This is a genomic window from Limnohabitans sp. (genome assembly GCF_046052825.1).
Classification (GTDB): Bacteria; Pseudomonadota; Gammaproteobacteria; order Burkholderiales; family Burkholderiaceae_C; genus Limnohabitans.
Genome location: NZ_JAVLFP010000106.1, coordinates 1 through 15,698 on the forward strand (window position 1 = coordinate 1; position 15,698 = coordinate 15,698).

The following is a 15,698-nucleotide window of genomic DNA, read 5'->3' on the forward strand; positions in this document are numbered from 1 at the left end:
AAGGTATTGTTTGCTGTCAGCACTTGGCCTTGAACCAGGTTGCCGTCCATGCCGACGTTGCCAGCAGCCACGTCGTTGACCAACACAGCAGCGCTGGTTTGTGTTTCTTTGGATCCCAACAGATCGGTGTACGAAGCCTTGACCCGCACTTGTTGACCGGCCATGCCAACCGGTGCCAACGTTGCGCCGTTGGCTTGGGCGATGTCCACCCAGACGTCCGTGCCGCTGATGTCTTTGGATAATTTTTGCCACTGGTACGCCACCGTGCCCATGCCATCTTTGTCGTCCAGCGTGTTGCTGGCAACCAAAACGTCTGAGCTTGCAGTCACAGTTGCATCAGCCTTTAGATTGTCTGAAGCCAGGGCTACTTTGACCCCGCCTGTGGGCGCATGGTTGGTATGCGCCACCACGGTGCTGGCAGCACTGAACATGCTCTCCACGGTACCGCCCCCATCTGTGTAGGAGACCAAGGCCCGTAAGTGCTGACCCACATGTGCAGCCTTGAGATCGAGCGAGACTTGGGTGGCGTCGCTGACATTTGTCCAAGCCACACCGTCTGCAGACTGCTGCCATTGGTAACGCAATGTGCCAAGTCCGTCCAAATCTGAAATGGTTGACTGGACTGTCAAGCGGCCATCCTCGGCTACCGAACCAACCAATGTGACCGCGCCTGTGGGCAAATCGTTCACGTTGTTGACGACATGCGAAGCATCTGAGGCAACCGATGCGAGTACGCGGACATACAAGCCCACCTGGGCTTGTTGCAGCGTGAAGGTTCTCTGATCGGCTTGTGCGACATTGGTCCAGGTCAGCCCATTGGCCGATGTTTGCCATTGGTAGGACAACACAAAATTGGGCACATCTTGTAAAGCAAGTGCCTCGAGAATTTGTCCTTGACTGACATCACCAAAAGTGGTGCTTGAGAAGATGTTGGCCATGCGTGTTCTCTTTTCAAAAGTAAGTGTCTTCGATAAATCTGAAGATCATCAAAAACATTAGAGTTGTCAAATATGACAATCTAGATCGATTTTTGTACTTTTGAATAGCCCTTTAGGGCTGTTTTGCATCAAACTTGCCCCGCCGCCCTGGCCTGCTGCACTTGGTGCAAGGTGATGTGGCGCACCTCGGTCTGGCTCGATTGAATGTGGGCACGCAACAAACGCACGGCCTCGTCTTGGCGGCGGTCCAACACGGCTTGCAAGATCTGGCCATGTTCGGCGTACGTGATGTCGATGCGGTTTTGGTAGGTGAAGTCGAGCCGACGCACGATGCGGATGCGCTCGGTCACCCCTTGGTGCACACGCACCATCTCCACATTGCCCGTGGCCGCCACCAACTGGTGGTGAAACGCTTCGTCCCATTCGGCCACTTGGTGTTGGTCGCTGCTGCGGGCCTGAAGCGGCACCAGCCAGATGCGCGCCAAGTTGTGCAACACGCTGCGGTCTGTGCGCACATCGTCATGGCACAGGCGTTGCACAGCCTCGGCTTCGATCACGCGGCGCAGGTCGTACAGCTGATCGAACTTGTCAAAGTCAAACGGGCGCACCTGCCAGCCACTGCGAAACAGCACATCCACATAGCCTTCTTGACGCAGCCTGAACAGCGCTTGGCGCACCGGCGTGCGTGACACGCTCAAGCGTTCGCTGATTTCGGTTTCGGTGATGCGGTCACCCGGCACCAAACGAAAGTCGGCAATGTCACGCTTGAGCTGTTGGTACACCTCATCGGCACGCGATGGGTGCGCCACGGTCATGCCAGCAAGCTCACGTGCGCGGCCACCACACGCCAGCCCTCGGGCGTGCGCATCCAGGTTTGGCTTTGTCGTCCGGTGCGCGGGTTGCCCGTGCGTGCGAACTCGGTGTTGGCGGTGGCAAAGTCGCGCCCATAGGTGGTGATCACCGTGTTCATGCAGGTGCGTGCCAAGCCTTGCGAGGGCCGGTTGGCGCGGAAGTCTTGGATGGCCTGGTAGCCATACAGGTTTTCGGTGGCACCGTAGCGCAGGGTGTGCAGGCTGTTCCAAAACAGCTCGTCGAGCACCGCCACGTCGTTGCTGACCAGGGCTTGTTCGTAACGGTCAAAGGCGGCTTGCATCTCGGCCAGCACCTCAGGCAAATTGATGTCCATTTAAAGCTCCACAGGTTTCACATGGGCCACGCCCGCCGACTCCAGCGCCAGCGCCGCCCGAAAGGCCAAGTCTTCGCGCCAGGGCGCGGCAATGATTTGCACGCCCAAGGGCAAGCCCTCGGTGCCCGCAGGCCACAGCGGTGCAGCCACCACCGGGCAGCCGGCAAACGAGATGGGTTGGGTCAACAGCCCCATGGCCGCGCGTGCAGGCAAGGTCTGGCCCTGAATGTCGAGCCACTCGGTGCCAATGGGCGTAGCGCATACAGGCGTGGCGGGTGCCAGCAGCACGTCCCAGTGTTCAAACAAGGCGTTCACCTGGTCACGGTAGAGGCGGCGAAAGCGCTGGGCTTTGACGTACCAGTCGGCGGGTTGCAGGGCACCGGCCCAAAAACGGTCCACCGACAAGGGCTCAAAGTCGTCGCTGCGGGTGCGCAACTCATTCAAATGCAAGCTGCCGCCTTCGCTGGCGGTGATGATGAAAGCCGCCGCACGCGCCTGCGCTGCACTGGGCCAGCTCACCTGCGCCGTGGCCCCCAAGCACTGGGCCGCCAACCGCACCGCCTCGCGTGCCGGGGCACTGGCGTGGTCATGAAAGTAACCGTCCAGCACACCCACGCGCAGCCCTTGCAGCCCATGGGCCAAGCTGCCCATGACGGGCTCCACGCGGCGGGCGTGGCAGCCGGGGTCGAGCGCATCGGGGGCTTGCAGCGCGTCGTACATCTGGGCCAAGCCGGTGAGCGAATTGGCAAAGCCACCCAGGTGGTCAATGCTGTGCACAAACGGGTAACTGCCCCGGCGCGACAAGCGGCCAAACGTGGGCTTGATGCCCCACACGCCGCACAGCGATGAAGGCACGCGAATGGAGCCATTGGTGTCTGAACCCAAGCTCAAGGGCACTTGCCCCGCAGCCACTGCCGCACCCGAGCCGCCGGACGACCCGCCCGCGATGCGCGACAGGTCATGCGGGTTGTGGCACGGGCCGTAATGGGTGTTTTCGGTGGTGAAGCCATAGGCAAACTCGTCCATGTTGAGCGAGCCCAGCAGCACCGCACCGGCGGCGCTCATCTGCTGCACCAGCAGCGCATCGGCTTGCGCCGGGGCATGGCCCTGGTTGACGATGGAGCCGGCCAGCGTGACCTCGCCTTGCACATCGAACAAGTTTTTCACGGCATAGGGCACACCGGCCAAGGGGGGCAACACCTCGCCACGGGCGCGCTGCGCATCGACCGCTTGTGCCTGGGTGCGGGCGCGCGCGTGGCACAGGCCGGTGAAGGCATTCACCCGCGTGTCGGTGGCGGCGATGCGCTCCAGGTGCGCATCCAACACCTCGCAGGCGCTGAACTGGCCGCTGGCAATGCCACGCGCCAAGTCGGGGGCAGACAAGGTGGTGAGCGTCATGGCGTCACCTGCTTGGGGCAATAAATTTCAGCCAGCTCCAGCTCGGGCGGCATGTCTAGGCCGTCTAGCAATTGCGCCATGGCGGCGGTGCGCTGCAAATGCGCGGCCACGCGCACCGCGCGGGCCTCGTCCACCGGCAGGCCCAACACCGTGGCGCTCACCTGCACGTACTGCACCATCTGTGCATCGGTCAATGTCGTCTGGGTCGTTGCGGCATGGGTCATTTGCGCACCTCGCGTTGAAAAATTTCCAAGCTGAGTTTTTTGGCGCTCACAAAGCTGGGCTCGGTGAGGGTCTCCACCGTGCGGGGACGGGGGTCGTTGTAATCCAAGATTTGGGCCACCTGGGTGGGGCGCTTGGTGAGCAACAAAATTTGATCGGCCAAGTACACAGCTTCTTCCAAGTCGTGCGACACCAGCAACATGGTGGTGCCGGTTTTCATGAACACGTCTTGCAGCTTTTCGCGGATGAACAAGGTCATCTCAAAGTCGAGGGCCGAGAACGGTTCGTCCAAAAACAGCACCTCGGGGTTGGGTGCCAGCGCCCGCATGATGGACGCGGTTTGTTGTTGACCGCCCGACAGCTCGTAGGGGTAGCGGTTGAGGTCAAACTTCACATCGAACGAGGCCACCAGCTCTTGCACCCGTTGCTCCACCTCGCCCTTGGACTTGCCTTCGAGCTTCAGCGGGTAAGCAATGTTGTCGATGGTGCGCATCCACGGAAACATGGCTTCGCGGTAGTTTTGAAACACATAGCCAATCTTGGTGTCTTTCAACGACTTGCCGTCAAACAAAATTTCGCCGCTGTCGATGGGTATCAAGCCCGCGATCATGTTGATCAAGGTGCTTTTGCCGCAGCCGTTGGGGCCAAACACCGAGACGATTTTGTTCTTGGGAATGTCGAGGTTGAAGTTTTCGTACAGCGGCCAACCGGCAAAGTATTTGGTGAGGTTGCGGATGGTGATGTGCGTGCCGCTAGGCCCCGGCACAAACGGGGGCGCCGCCGGCTCAGGCGCCACCATGGGGTTGAGAACAACAGTCATGCTTACCTTCCGCTCCAATGGACGATGCGTTTTTCGAGCACCAAAAACACCACGTTCAGGGCATAGCCCAAGGCACCTGCCGACAAGATGGAGGCGTACATGTCGCGCACGTTCATCACCTGCTGCGAGTCGATGATGCGGTGGCCCAAACCACGCTCAGAGCCAATGAACATTTCAGCCACGATGACGATGACCAGCGACATCGACACCGCGCTGCGCAAACCCACAAAGGTGGGTTGCAAGCTCTCCCACACCAGCACGTCTTTGAAAATTTGCCAGCGCGTGGCCCCCATCACCTTGGCGGCCATCACACGCTGCTTGCGCGCATTGATCACGCCATAGGCGCTGTTGAACAACACAATCAGCAAAGCACCAAAGGCTGCAATGGCCACCTTGTTGATGTCGGACACGCCAAAGATCATCAAGAACAAAGGGATCAGCGCCGACGACGGGGTGGAACGAAAAAAGTCGATCACAAACTCCACGCTCCGGTAAGCGCGCTCGTTGCTGCCCAGCAGCACGCCCAAGGGCACACCGATGACGCCCGCAATGGCAAAGGCTTCGAGCGTGCGTGCCAAGGTGTAGGCAAAGTCTTTGAGCAACTCGCCACCGGCCATGCCCGTGAACAGCACCGTCAAGGTGGCCGAGGGGGAAGGCAGCAAGATGGGGCTGATGAGCTTGTAGCGCACCACCAAGTCCCACATCACAAACAACACCACCGGCCCAATCAGCGGCATGAGCTGCGCCAGGTTCCAGCGCGCAGGGGCCACCGCCCCCGCTGTGGCGCGATCGGCCAGACCCTGCTTGGCCGCAGCCATCAACACGGGAGAGGAGGCTTCGTGCATGGCTTAGCCTTTGTACAACATGGTGTCGACCATGAGGCGTGAGGGGAAGATGCCCTTGTCAGAGAACAAGTCAAAGAACTTCTGGAAGTGGCCAATGTCTTTGGGTGTGAACTCGTTGTAGAGCGTGTAAGCGGCCAGCGGCACTTCAGACGTCAACGCGCCTTCAATGGCGGTGTAGCCCTTGAGGTACTGACGTGCCTCAGCAGCGTTGGTACGCACCAGTGCAATGCCCTTGGCATAGGCGGTGACGAACTTCTTGGTTTCCACCGGATGGTTTTTGACAAACTCCGCCGTGAGCGAGGCCGAGCCACCAAACCAAGGCGCCATCGCATCACCCAAGATGTATTTGGAAATCACGCCTGCTTCCAGCACGCGGGTGGTGCCGTTCAAGCGGCCAATGGTGCCGGTGGGCTCTAGCGTGTAGACCGCATCTACCTGCCCTGCGGCCAAGGCAGCCACGTGTTGGCCAATGGGCAACTCGATCACGGTGGCACCAATGGCACCGCCGCGCTCGAGCACGGTTTTGGCCAAGGTGACGTTTTGAATGCCAGGGCCTGAGGCCACTTTTTTGCCTTTGAGGTCGGACATGACTTTGGCCGTGCTGGCCACGGGCACCAAGAACTCGTCCAACACGTTTTTCACGTTGCTGGGGTTGGCACAAAAGATTTTGAACGTGCCCGGTGCAGCAATTTCACCAATCGCCAAGTTGGCCGAACCGGTGCCGTTGGCGCTGCCATCGCAGCGACCCGCCAACATGGCTTCCATGATTTGCTGGGCAGCGGCGAACTTGATGGGCTCCACATCCAAACCCGCCTCTTTGAAGTAGCCCTTTTCCACCGCAGCATAAAACGGCAGGCCCGCTGCAATGGGCCAATAGCCGATGCGGATTTTGGGGGTGGACTGCGCACGCACGATGGCAGGTGCGCCCATGAGCCCTAAGGCAGCACTGGCGGCACCGGCTTGCAACAGTTTGCGGCGTGAGTTGGATGGGTTCATGAGATCTCTCCTAGAGGTGGGTGAAACAAAAAAAAAATCAAATCGGTCAAGGCTGAAGGCTGGCCAGGTATGCACGCCAACCACCGAAGTGGCTGATGTCTTGCGCACCGATCAAGGCCTGCGGCTCGCACACAAAGCCCTGCACACGGGTGCCATTGGCCAAGCGCAAAGTGCCAATGCCCAAGGGCTCGGGGATGAGGGCCACAAAAGAGCCGTACTGGCGCATGGGCATCTCCCACACCTCCACCGCAATGGCGTGGCCCTGCCCTGGCGCCACACGCTGCAAGCCGGGCTTGGGTGGCGTGGTGTTGGGCAAGGCAAACAACTGGTAGTCGGCGCTGGTGGTGGTGGCGTGCAGCAAGCGCGCACCGCGCTCGGTGAGTTGGCTGTTCAAGGGCATGCCCGACAAATGCGCGCCCACCACCGCCACCTGCACCGTGGGCTCGGCCTGCAAACCTGCCATGGCTTGCATGGCAGGCAAGGGCTCGCCGGTGGCACCCAGCGTCAGCCCCGTGGCGTGGTGGTAACGCTGACCCAAGTCGGCCAGTTGCCAGTCGCTGCAAGCCGGGCCAATCAGCGTGATGCCAAAGGGCAAGCCATCGGCACGCAACACACTGGGCACCGAGAGGGCCGCGTAGTCGAACAAGTTGACGAAGTTGGTGTAGTGGCCCAGATTGCGGTTGAGCACCACCGGGTCGGCTTGCATTTGCGCGATGGTGTAGTGCGTGGGCGCGGTGGGCACCAGCAACACGTCGATGCTGGCCCACATGCGGTGCGCGACTTGTGCCAAGCCCAGCATGTGTATTTCGGCGGTGCAGTAATCGGCGGCGCTGTAGTGGCTGCCTTTGCCAATGATGCTGCGCACGGGCTCCATCACGTGCTCGGGGTGGGCGTCAAAGAAAGCTTGAATGGCCGCGTAGCGCTGCGCCACCAAGGCGCTTTCGTACAACATGGCGGCGGCTTGCAAATGCGGCGTCATGTCGATGGCCACGGGCTCGCCACCCAAGGCACACATCTGCGTGATAGACGCATCGAAGGCTTGCTTGGCTTGCACGTCGCCAAAAAACTCGAGCTGCTGGGGCACACCAAATTTGAACTGTGCCGGCAAGGCCTGGGTGTGGAGTGTGAGTTGGCGTGAAAACGGGTCGCCCGCATCAGGCCCCATGCACGCACGCAAGACCTGCGCCGCAGTGGCCACGGTGCGCGCCAAGATGCTCACGCAGTCCACGTTTTGCGCCGCAGGCACCACGCCACGTGCAGAAATCAAGCCACGCGTGGGCTTGAGGCCCACGATGTTGTTCAAGCCTGCAGGCACGCGCCCTGAACCGGCGGTGTCGGTGCCCAGGGCAAAGTCAACCTGCCCCGTGGCCACCACATAGGCAGAGCCCGAACTAGAGCCGCCCGACACATACAGCGGGTTGAACGCATTGGGCACCGCACCATAGGGCGAGCGTGTGCCATTGAGGCCGCAGGCAAATTGGTCGAGGTTGGTTTTGCCATGCAACGACGCACCAGCAGCGAGCAGCTTGCGCACCACTTCGGCGTGTTCGCTGGCGGTGTAGGCGAACTCGGGGCAGGAGGCGGTGGTGGGCACCTGTGCCGCGTCGATGTTGTCTTTGACGGCGAAGCTCAGGCCGGACAGTGCGCCTGAATGGGCGGTGCTCAGAGGGGGCGTGAGGCGTGTGATCCAGGCTTCATCGGCCAGTGCGTTCGTCTGCGAATGAGGGCTTGAGCGTGACACCATTGTTGTGCATCCAGTCTTGTATCCAAGATGGAGTGCAATAGGTGTGCCACGGTTTGCGTTGAATTAGATTTTGAAATCTTGTGAGGGATCTGAAAAGACTTGACGGGTGGTTAGGTGGATGGGAGCTTTAGGCTGTCTCCTGCCATTGGCCAATGGATTGAATCGGGAATTTGGTATTGGGAATTGACTCACCCTGGAGCTCTTAAAGCGTGTGCTGTGGCGCAACCGAGACCTTTGTAAAACGCCCAATTGACTACTGCGGAAAAGCTATATACACTTGCCATATACTTTTCTTGGAGGTCATCATGTCCATCGGCACTGTTTTCGTCAATAACCGTACCCAGGCCGTTCGTCTCCCTTTGGACGTGCGTCTACCCGAGGGTATCCAAAAGGTAGACATACGCGTCAAAGGTAACGAGCGCATCATCGCCCCCCTAGGCCAAACCTGGGACAGCTTCTTTCTGGGCGGCCCCACAGTTAGCGACGACTTCCTGCCCGAGCGCGCCACCCAGCACCAGCCGGAGCGGGAGGCGCTCTGATGCTGCGTTACCTGCTGGACACCAACATCGTCATATACGTGTTGAAGCGGCGACCTGTCGAGGTGCTTTCCACTTTCAACACCAACGCCAGCCGCATGGCAATTTCCTCCGTTACCCTCGCCGAACTCTTGCACGGTGCGGAGAAAAGCAGCCGGGTGAGCGAGAACCTAGCCGCTATCGAGGACTTCTGCAGTCGACTAGAAGTTCTGCCCTATGGCCCCAAGGCCGCGCAACATTACGGAGCCATTCGCGCAGCTTTGGAAAAACTCGGCCAGCCTATCGGTGTGAACGACATGCACATTGCAGCGCACGCCCGCAGCGAAGGCCTAGTGCTGGTGACGAACAACATGGGGGAGTTCGCACGGGTGCCTGCGCTGGAAGCAGAGAACTGGGTCCACACAGCGCAGTAAATTACGAGTTGGCGTGCATCAGCCGCGCAAAAGTGCGTCGGCTGCCACGCCAAGTTTGCCGCGATAGTTGCGGCGGGCCAGCAACTGGCCTTTGACGTGATTGCCACGCCGGCAGCTCTCAGGCTGAGAGCTGCCGTTGTCTGCAGCACACCAAAGTGACTGCGTTCGCTGCAAAACAGCCAGTCAGTTATAAATTCAAATTCCGCCACACCACGCTTCATGTTTGTCATAAGTTTGTACGATGCGGCGAGGTTTGCCACCTCCCCAGCATGAAACGTGCGTGATGTCTTTGCATAAGATTGCTGAGCAATGCAAGACCTTACTTTAGAGTGAGGAAAAAGGAATTCCAGATGACAACAGCCACCCTCACTAGCAAAGGACGTATCACCATCCCCGCCGAGGTTCGCCATGACCTCAAGGTCGATGCGGGTGATCGCATCGAATGCATTCAGATCGCACCTGGCCGCTACGAGCTTGTGGCCGCCACGCAAAGCATCACCGATCGCAAAAGCATATTTGGTAAGTCACCTCATCAAGTGTCGATTGATGACATGAACAAAACCATCGCAAAGCGTGGCGCGACAACGCGATGATCAGCCTAGACACTATGTCTTGGTGCGATACACATACAAGATGACGACCTGACAGATTTTGCAAACTGCCTGATTGAGCACACCGATTCATTCGTTGAAATCAAATCGAACACAACCGTTAGAAAACGTCACCATTTCTCGTGATCTTCTCCGTACCAGATGCCAGGGGTGTTGCTGCAGCGAAATCTGGATGCCATAACGCCGGGGTCATCAATCAGCTTGGCGGGTTTTGATGATTGCGCGAGCGGGCTCAAATTCAATGTCCGCAGCGCCTGGCATAGCGAGTACGTGGGCAATATTGCGGCGCTGTTTTGTCAGGCGCTGGTAGTCCTCAAAGCGCAGCAAAACATATGCGGGTTTGCCGCGATCCGTGATGAATACGGGACCGTTCTGCGTCGCCCTTTTGGCACGGCTCACACCCTGGTTGAATTCACAGCTTGAAAAAAGTGGTGTTGGTCATGGCGGCGTCTCCCATTGATCTGAACACGAATCCAAATGCAGGCTCGTTACAACATTGAGCCAATGCAAGTACATGCAGAGGAGAGATTACCCTCCCCTGCCAAGGTTCGCCACAACCCAAACTCAATAAGTTTTATAAGGCAAAAACTTGCCCGACAACACCACGTTCACGCGGTCGCCTTTGGGGTCGGCGGTGCGTTGGATGTCCATCGAGAAATCAATGGCGCTCATGATGCCGTCACCAAACTCTTCGTGGATCAACTCTTTGATGGTGGTGCCGTACACGCTGACAATTTCGTACCAGCGGTAAATCAGCGGGTCGGTGGGCACGGGTGTGGGCAGCGAGCCTTTGTAGGGCACCACTTGCAGCCACTTTTGTTCTTCGGCAGTCAGGCCAAAGATCTTGCCAATGACTTTGGCTTGTTTGGCATCCAGCGTCATCTGGCCCAAGCAAGCGGCGGTGGTCCACTCTTTAGACAGGCCCACTTTTTGGGCCACGTCTTCCCATTTGATGCCTTTGGAGACCTTGACGGTCATGATTTTTTCGGTGATGTCGTTGCGGTTCATAAAAGCTCCTCTTAAGTTGAAAAAAACAGATCAGTGGGCTGGGCCCACATGGGCGCGCGAGACCAAAAAGTCGACGATGTGGTTGCGCAGCTCGTAATAGCCGGGCAAGTGGTGCAGGCCCGCACGGGTGCGCTCGCGCGGCAAGGTGTTGGTGACCGACTCAGACAAACCGCCGGGCACATAGCCGTTGGGCGTGTCGCTGCCGTTGTGCATGAGCAAGATGCGGTCGGCCAACAAAATGGCTTCGTCTACATCGTGGGTGATCATGAACACGGTTTGCTGGGTTTCGCGCACGATGCTCATGAGTTCGTCTTGGATGGTGCCGCGTGTGAGCGCGTCCAAGGCACCAAAGGGCTCGTCAAGCAGCAGCATGCGCGGCTGAATGGCAAAGGCACGTGCAATGCCCACACGCTGTTTCATGCCGCCGGAGAGCTGTGAGGGCTTTTGGTCGATGGCGTGGCGCAGGCCCACCATCTCCACAAATTTTTCGACGTGGACGTTGACCTTGGGGGCCTTCCATTCGGGCCAGCGCGAGGTGACGGCAAAGGCAATGTTTTTGCGCACCGTCAGCCAGGGCATGAGGGCATGGCTTTGAAACACCACGCCTCGGTCGAGGCTGGGGCCCACCACCTCGCGGTTGTTCATGTACACGTGGCCACCGCTGGCTTGGTCCAAGCCTGCCAACACGTTCAAGATGGTGGTCTTGCCACAGCCCGAGTGGCCGATGATGCACACAAACTCACCTTGCGCGATGTTGAACGACACGTCGGCAAACACCGGTCGGTCGGCGACAAAGCGCTTTTCGAGTTGTTCAATTTTCAGAAAGTCTTGCACAGGGTTTTCTTTCGCTGGGGTTTATTCCACATAGGTGACGGCTTGCTGCAAGCGTGCAAAGGCCATGTCGAGCAACATGCCCACGATGCCAATGACACCGATGGCAAAGATGACATTGGTGAGCGACAGGTTGTTCCACTCGTTCCACACAAAGTAGCCAATGCCCGTGCCGCCCACCAGCATCTCGGCAGCGACGATGACCAACCAGGCAATGCCCATGGAGATGCGCATGCCCGTCAATATGGTGGGCGCAGCGGCGGGCAAGATGACGCACCAAGCGCGCCGCAGGGGCGACACCTCGAGCGTGGCCGACACATTGAGCCACTCACGCTTGACCGAGGCCACGCCAAAGGCGGTGTTGATGAGCATGGGCCAGACCGAGCAGATGAAGATCACAAAGATGCCGCTGATGGACGAGTCTTTGATGGTGTAGAGCGCCAGTGGCATCCACGCCAAGGGGCTGATGGGTTTGAGCACTTGGATGAACGGGTCAAACGCCAAGCGCAAGAGCGGCGACATGCCAATGACAAATCCCAGCGGCACCGCCACCAAAGCGGCCAACACAAAGCCTAAGCCCACCCGACCCAAGGAGTGGGCCAACTGAATCAGGATGCCTTTGTCGTTAGGGCCGTTGTCGTACACCGGGTCAGACACGTGCTTCCAAATGGTCTCGCCCATTTGCGTGAGCGTGGGAAAACCGTTGGTCTTGGTGCTGCCCGGGTCTTTGCCCATCATCTTGAGGTACTCCACCTGCTCGGCGGTCATGCCCGCTGGGTTTTGCCCGGGGCCGACTTTGCGTTCCATGGTGGCGAGTGACCACACGCCCAGACACAGCAAGAAGATGAGCACCGAGATGAGTCGGGCTTTGAAGTTGAGCGAATTCATGCGCGGTCAGCCCATCTTGGAGATGGCAAAGCTCTTGACGTAGTCGTCGGGCTTGGCCGGGTCAAACTCTTTGCCCATGACTTTGAACTTTTTGTACGCACCTTCGGGCGGCTTGAAGCCCACCAGCGCCATTTGCTTTTTGGCCTCGGTCAGCAAGAACACCTTCTCGGCAATTTGCTTGTAGTTCACATCGCCTTTGATGTAGCCCCAGCGCTTCATTTGCGTGAGCATCCACACCGCCATGCTCTGCCAAGGGATGGGGTCAAAGTTGGCGCGGTCGGGCACGTTTTTGATGTTGCCCAGGCCATCGGCAAACTTGCCCGTCAACACCTGCATCAACACGGCTTCGGGTTGGTTGAGGTATTGGGTGGGGGCGATCACCTTGGCAATCAACTCGCGGTCTTTGGCTTGGCTGGCCATGAAGCTGGCCGTCAGCACCGAGCGGTACAGCGCGGCAAAGGTGTTGGGGTTTTGTTGGATGAAGGCGTCGCTCACCCCAAAGGCGCAGCAAGGGTGGCCGTCCCAAATTTCTTTGGACAGGATGTGGATGAAGCCCACCTCGTCGTACACGGCGCGTTGGTTGAACGGGTCTGGGCCCAAGAAGCCGTCGATGTTGCCCGCGCGCAAGTTGGCCACCATCTCGGGCGGTGGGGTGACACGGATTTGCACATCGGTGTCGGGGTTCAAACCGTTTTCTGCCAGGTAGTAGCGCAGCAAGAAGTTGTGCATGCTGTACTCAAACGGCACAGCAAATTTAAAGCCTTTCCAGCTCTTGGGGTCGCGCTTGTCTTTGTGCTTGACGTGCAGGGTGATGGCCTGGCCGTTGGTGTTTTGAATGCTGGCCACATTCATGGGCATTTGCGTGCTGCCCAGGCCCATGCTCATGGCCAAAGGCATGGGTGACAAAAAGTGGCTGGCGTCGTGCTCTTTGTTGATCATCTTGTCGCGGATCAAGGCCCAACCAGCGGTTTTGTTGAGCTGCACATTGAGGCCTTCTTTTTGGTAAAAGCCCAAGGGCTCGGCCATGATCAAAGGGCTGGCACAGGTGATGGCAATGAAGCCCACCTTGAGGTCTTTCTTTTCCAGTGCGCCTTTGTCTTGGGCCATGGCCTGCAAAGCACCCAGGGGCAGCACCGACGCAATGGCCGCCCGTGCGGTGTTGGCCCCCACCGCTTTCAAGAAACCACGACGCACACCGTCCACCGGAAACAAGGCCTTGACCAAAGCCGCTTCCATGAATTGACGCCCTGCTTCTTCCACCGAACGGGCCACTTGGATGTGCTGATTCGGCGCGTGGTCTTGGCCACAGGCACAACGCATCATCAAAGGGCGGTCGGCGTTGTAGGGCTCGTAAGCGCTGGAAGATGTGTCGTCAGGCAAATGGGACATGGGGCGCCTCGATGTTGATATACCCCTTCTATGCAAGCCCCGCGCCAGAAAAATGTAAGGTTCACGCACTGCCATGGCGCATGAAAGCGCACCTCACGCACCATGCCGCGCGTTTTGTGCACCAGACGCAAGCAAACGCGCCTCGTTGTTGTGAATTCAGCCTTGTGCCGACTGAATCATGTTGCGCACCACCGGGTAGATTTGCCCCTCCCAACGCTTGCCGCTGAACACCCCATAGTGGCCCACGCCCGCTTGCAGGTGGTGCGTCTTGCGGTAGGCCGGCAGCATGTTGCACAGGTCTTGTGCCGCCAAGGTTTGGCCTTGGCCACAAATGTCATCGCGCTCGCCTTCGACGGTGAGCAGAAAAGTTTTACGAATAGCCCCCAGCTCCAGCGCACGTCCACGGTAGGTCAACTCGCCCTTGGGCAACAGGTGGTCTTGGAACACATGCTTGACCGTTTCTAAATAGAACGGACCCGACAGGTCCATGATGGCGAAGTACTCTTGGTAGAAGTCACGGATCACGTCGGCTTTTTCATGGTCGCCATTCAAGCGGTGCTCGTACAAGGTGGCAAACGATTGGCGGTGGCGGCTGAGGTTCATGTTCAAAAACGCCATGAGCTGGATGAAGCCCGGGTAGACCCGCCGCCCCACGCCCTTGAACTGCAAGGGCACCATGCCGATCAGGTTTTTTTCAAACCAGTCGATGGGTTTTTCTTTGGCCAACTCGTTCACCTGGGTGGGGTTGATGCGGGTGTCGATGGGTCCGGCCATCAGCGTCAGGCTGGCGGGCTGGCATTCATGGCGGTCTTGCGCCATCAAGGCCGTGGCGGCCAGGCAAGCCACGGTGGGTTGGCACACGCCCATCAGGTGCGCATTGGGGCCGAGGTGTTGCATGAACCAGATGATGTGTTCGATGTATTCGTCCAAACCAAACTCACCCTCGCTCATGCGAATGTCACGGATATTGCGCCAGTCGGTCAGGTACACCTCGTGGTCTTGCACCAAGGTTTGCACGGTGCCGCGCAGCAAGGTGGCAAAGTGCCCCGACATGGGCGCCACCAGCAACAACTTGGGCAAGTCGTGTTGGTCTTCGCGCTTGAAGCGCAGCAGGTCACAAAACGGTGTGCCATACACCCGCTCTTCTTGAATGGCATGCGTCTGGCCTTGCAGGTCTTGGACGGGCAAGATGTTGTAGTTCGGGCGGGCGTGGGTGAAACCCATCAAGGCAATTTGTTCGTAGTAAGCCGTCATGCGCTGCAAAGGCGTGGCGGGTTTGCCGTCAAACCACTTCATGCAGATCTCGCGGGCCTGCTCAGCGAACTGGCGCACCGGGTCGGCCAAGTTGGCCGCCATCTGGTAGTTGTGATAGATCATGAATCGTGGCCTGAGGCCCCATGCTGTGTGTGTGCAGTGACAAGTGCAAGAGCCGTGCCACGGATGGCATATTTATTGCGAACGTGTTGTCACTTTGGCAACTTCACCGATGGGCATTCATGGCTAAGACAACCCTCACCCTGAGCAGCAAGAACTACTCGTCTTGGTCTTTGCGAGGCTGGCTGATGGTCAAGCTCTCGGGCATTCCCTTCTCTGAAGTGATGGTTGCCACAGACAACGTGGACGCGCGCGCCGAGTTGCTGCTGCTCTCGCCGTCGATCTTGGTTCCCTGCCTGAACCACGGCAGCGCCAAGGTGTGGGACACCTTGGCGATTGGCGAATACCTCAACGAGATCGCACCAAAAGCAGGCCTGTTGCCAACCAACGCGGTGCACCGTGCACATTGCCGGTCCATTTGCGGCGAGATGCATTCGGGCTTTTCTGCGCTGCGTGCCTCGCTGCCCATGAACATCAAAGCGCACTTCAAAAACTTCAA

19 protein-coding genes are annotated in these 15,698 nt (G+C 58.7%); 4 read left to right on the forward strand and 15 right to left on the reverse strand.

The genetic code is table 11. The features are described from left to right. The 9 genes from ACKWJN_RS17215 to atzF all read right to left on the reverse strand — a co-directional run. Positions 1–938 (reverse strand): hypothetical protein (locus tag ACKWJN_RS17215; protein WP_408598952.1); only part of this gene is annotated, 938 nt, incomplete at its 3' end. A gap of 128 nt (positions 939–1,066) precedes the next feature. Next, entirely contained in the window at positions 1,067–1,753 is a 687-nt protein-coding gene (locus ACKWJN_RS17220; RefSeq protein ID WP_408598953.1) for a GntR family transcriptional regulator, read from the reverse strand. Next, on the reverse strand, positions 1,750–2,124 hold the full coding sequence (hpxZ, locus tag ACKWJN_RS17225; protein ID WP_408598955.1) for an oxalurate catabolism protein HpxZ: 375 nt from the start codon (positions 2,122–2,124) through the stop codon (positions 1,750–1,752). The genes ACKWJN_RS17220 and hpxZ overlap by 4 nt, the downstream gene beginning before the upstream one ends. Continuing rightward, positions 2,125–3,522: an AtzE family amidohydrolase gene (locus ACKWJN_RS17230; RefSeq protein WP_408598956.1), complete on the reverse strand. Its 1,398-nt coding sequence runs from the start codon at positions 3,520–3,522 to the stop codon at positions 2,125–2,127. Then, positions 3,519–3,746 carry a DUF4089 domain-containing protein gene (locus tag ACKWJN_RS17235; protein ID WP_408598958.1) on the reverse strand — a complete coding sequence of 76 codons (228 nt, stop codon included), beginning with the start codon at positions 3,744–3,746 and terminating at the stop codon, positions 3,519–3,521. Before ACKWJN_RS17235 ends, ACKWJN_RS17230 begins: the two co-directional genes overlap by 4 nt. Beyond that, the gene (locus tag ACKWJN_RS17240; RefSeq protein ID WP_408598960.1) at positions 3,743–4,564 is read right to left on the reverse strand and encodes an ABC transporter ATP-binding protein; all 822 of its coding nucleotides are present in this window, start codon (positions 4,562–4,564) and stop codon (positions 3,743–3,745) included. Before ACKWJN_RS17240 ends, ACKWJN_RS17235 begins: the two co-directional genes overlap by 4 nt. A 2-nt stretch (positions 4,565–4,566) precedes the next feature. Next, positions 4,567–5,409, reverse strand: a complete 843-nt coding sequence (locus tag ACKWJN_RS17245; RefSeq protein WP_408598961.1) for an ABC transporter permease — start codon at positions 5,407–5,409, stop codon at positions 4,567–4,569. A gap of 3 nt (positions 5,410–5,412) precedes the next feature. Further along, a complete protein-coding gene (locus ACKWJN_RS17250) occupies positions 5,413–6,405 on the reverse strand; it encodes an ABC transporter substrate-binding protein (RefSeq protein ID WP_408598963.1) in 993 nt (330 codons plus the stop codon). A 46-nt stretch (positions 6,406–6,451) separates the two neighbouring features. Then, positions 6,452–8,149: an allophanate hydrolase gene (gene atzF, locus ACKWJN_RS17255; RefSeq protein WP_408598964.1), complete on the reverse strand. Its 1,698-nt coding sequence runs from the start codon at positions 8,147–8,149 to the stop codon at positions 6,452–6,454. A 305-nt stretch (positions 8,150–8,454) separates the two neighbouring features. Between atzF and vapB the strand changes: the two genes are divergently transcribed. The 3 genes from vapB (at position 8,455) to ACKWJN_RS17270 (ending at position 9,691) form a co-directional block, all read left to right on the forward strand. Further along, on the forward strand, positions 8,455–8,688 hold the full coding sequence (gene vapB / locus ACKWJN_RS17260; protein ID WP_408598966.1) for a type II toxin-antitoxin system VapB family antitoxin: 234 nt from the start codon (positions 8,455–8,457) through the stop codon (positions 8,686–8,688). Continuing rightward, positions 8,688–9,098 (forward strand): tRNA(fMet)-specific endonuclease VapC, encoded by a 411-nt coding sequence (vapC, locus tag ACKWJN_RS17265; RefSeq protein ID WP_408598968.1) that lies wholly within the window; start codon positions 8,688–8,690, stop codon positions 9,096–9,098. Before vapB ends, vapC begins: the two co-directional genes overlap by 1 nt. A gap of 350 nt (positions 9,099–9,448) precedes the next feature. Then, a complete protein-coding gene (locus ACKWJN_RS17270; RefSeq protein WP_408598970.1) occupies positions 9,449–9,691 on the forward strand; it encodes an AbrB/MazE/SpoVT family DNA-binding domain-containing protein in 243 nt (80 codons plus the stop codon). A 210-nt stretch (positions 9,692–9,901) separates the two neighbouring features. Here the strand turns inward: ACKWJN_RS17270 and ACKWJN_RS17275 are convergent, their stop codons facing one another. The 6 genes from ACKWJN_RS17275 to ACKWJN_RS17300 all read right to left on the reverse strand — a co-directional run bounded on the left by ACKWJN_RS17275 (position 9,902) and on the right by ACKWJN_RS17300 (position 15,202). Beyond that, entirely contained in the window at positions 9,902–10,108 is a 207-nt protein-coding gene (locus ACKWJN_RS17275) for a type II toxin-antitoxin system prevent-host-death family antitoxin (protein WP_408598971.1), read from the reverse strand. Positions 10,109–10,273: 165 nt separating this feature from the next. Beyond that, positions 10,274–10,717 carry a cyanase gene (gene cynS / locus ACKWJN_RS17280; protein ID WP_408598973.1) on the reverse strand — a complete coding sequence of 148 codons (444 nt, stop codon included), beginning with the start codon at positions 10,715–10,717 and terminating at the stop codon, positions 10,274–10,276. 30 nt (positions 10,718–10,747) lie between these two features. After that, positions 10,748–11,551: an ABC transporter ATP-binding protein gene (locus ACKWJN_RS17285; protein WP_408598975.1), complete on the reverse strand. Its 804-nt coding sequence runs from the start codon at positions 11,549–11,551 to the stop codon at positions 10,748–10,750. A gap of 21 nt (positions 11,552–11,572) precedes the next feature. Beyond that, complete coding sequence (locus tag ACKWJN_RS17290) at positions 11,573–12,436, reverse strand: ABC transporter permease (RefSeq protein WP_408598976.1); 864 nt, start codon at positions 12,434–12,436, stop codon at positions 11,573–11,575. A 6-nt stretch (positions 12,437–12,442) separates the two neighbouring features. Continuing rightward, positions 12,443–13,825, reverse strand: coding sequence for a CmpA/NrtA family ABC transporter substrate-binding protein (locus ACKWJN_RS17295; RefSeq protein ID WP_408598978.1), 1,383 nt, complete (start codon positions 13,823–13,825; stop codon positions 12,443–12,445). Between the two features lie 156 nt (positions 13,826–13,981). After that, a complete protein-coding gene (locus tag ACKWJN_RS17300; RefSeq protein WP_408598980.1) occupies positions 13,982–15,202 on the reverse strand; it encodes a polyhydroxyalkanoate depolymerase in 1,221 nt (406 codons plus the stop codon). A gap of 119 nt (positions 15,203–15,321) precedes the next feature. On the opposite strand from ACKWJN_RS17300, the gene ACKWJN_RS17305 reads away from it, so the two are divergent. Continuing rightward, a partial coding sequence (locus ACKWJN_RS17305; protein WP_408598981.1) for a glutathione S-transferase occupies positions 15,322–15,698 on the forward strand: 377 nt, incomplete at its 3' end.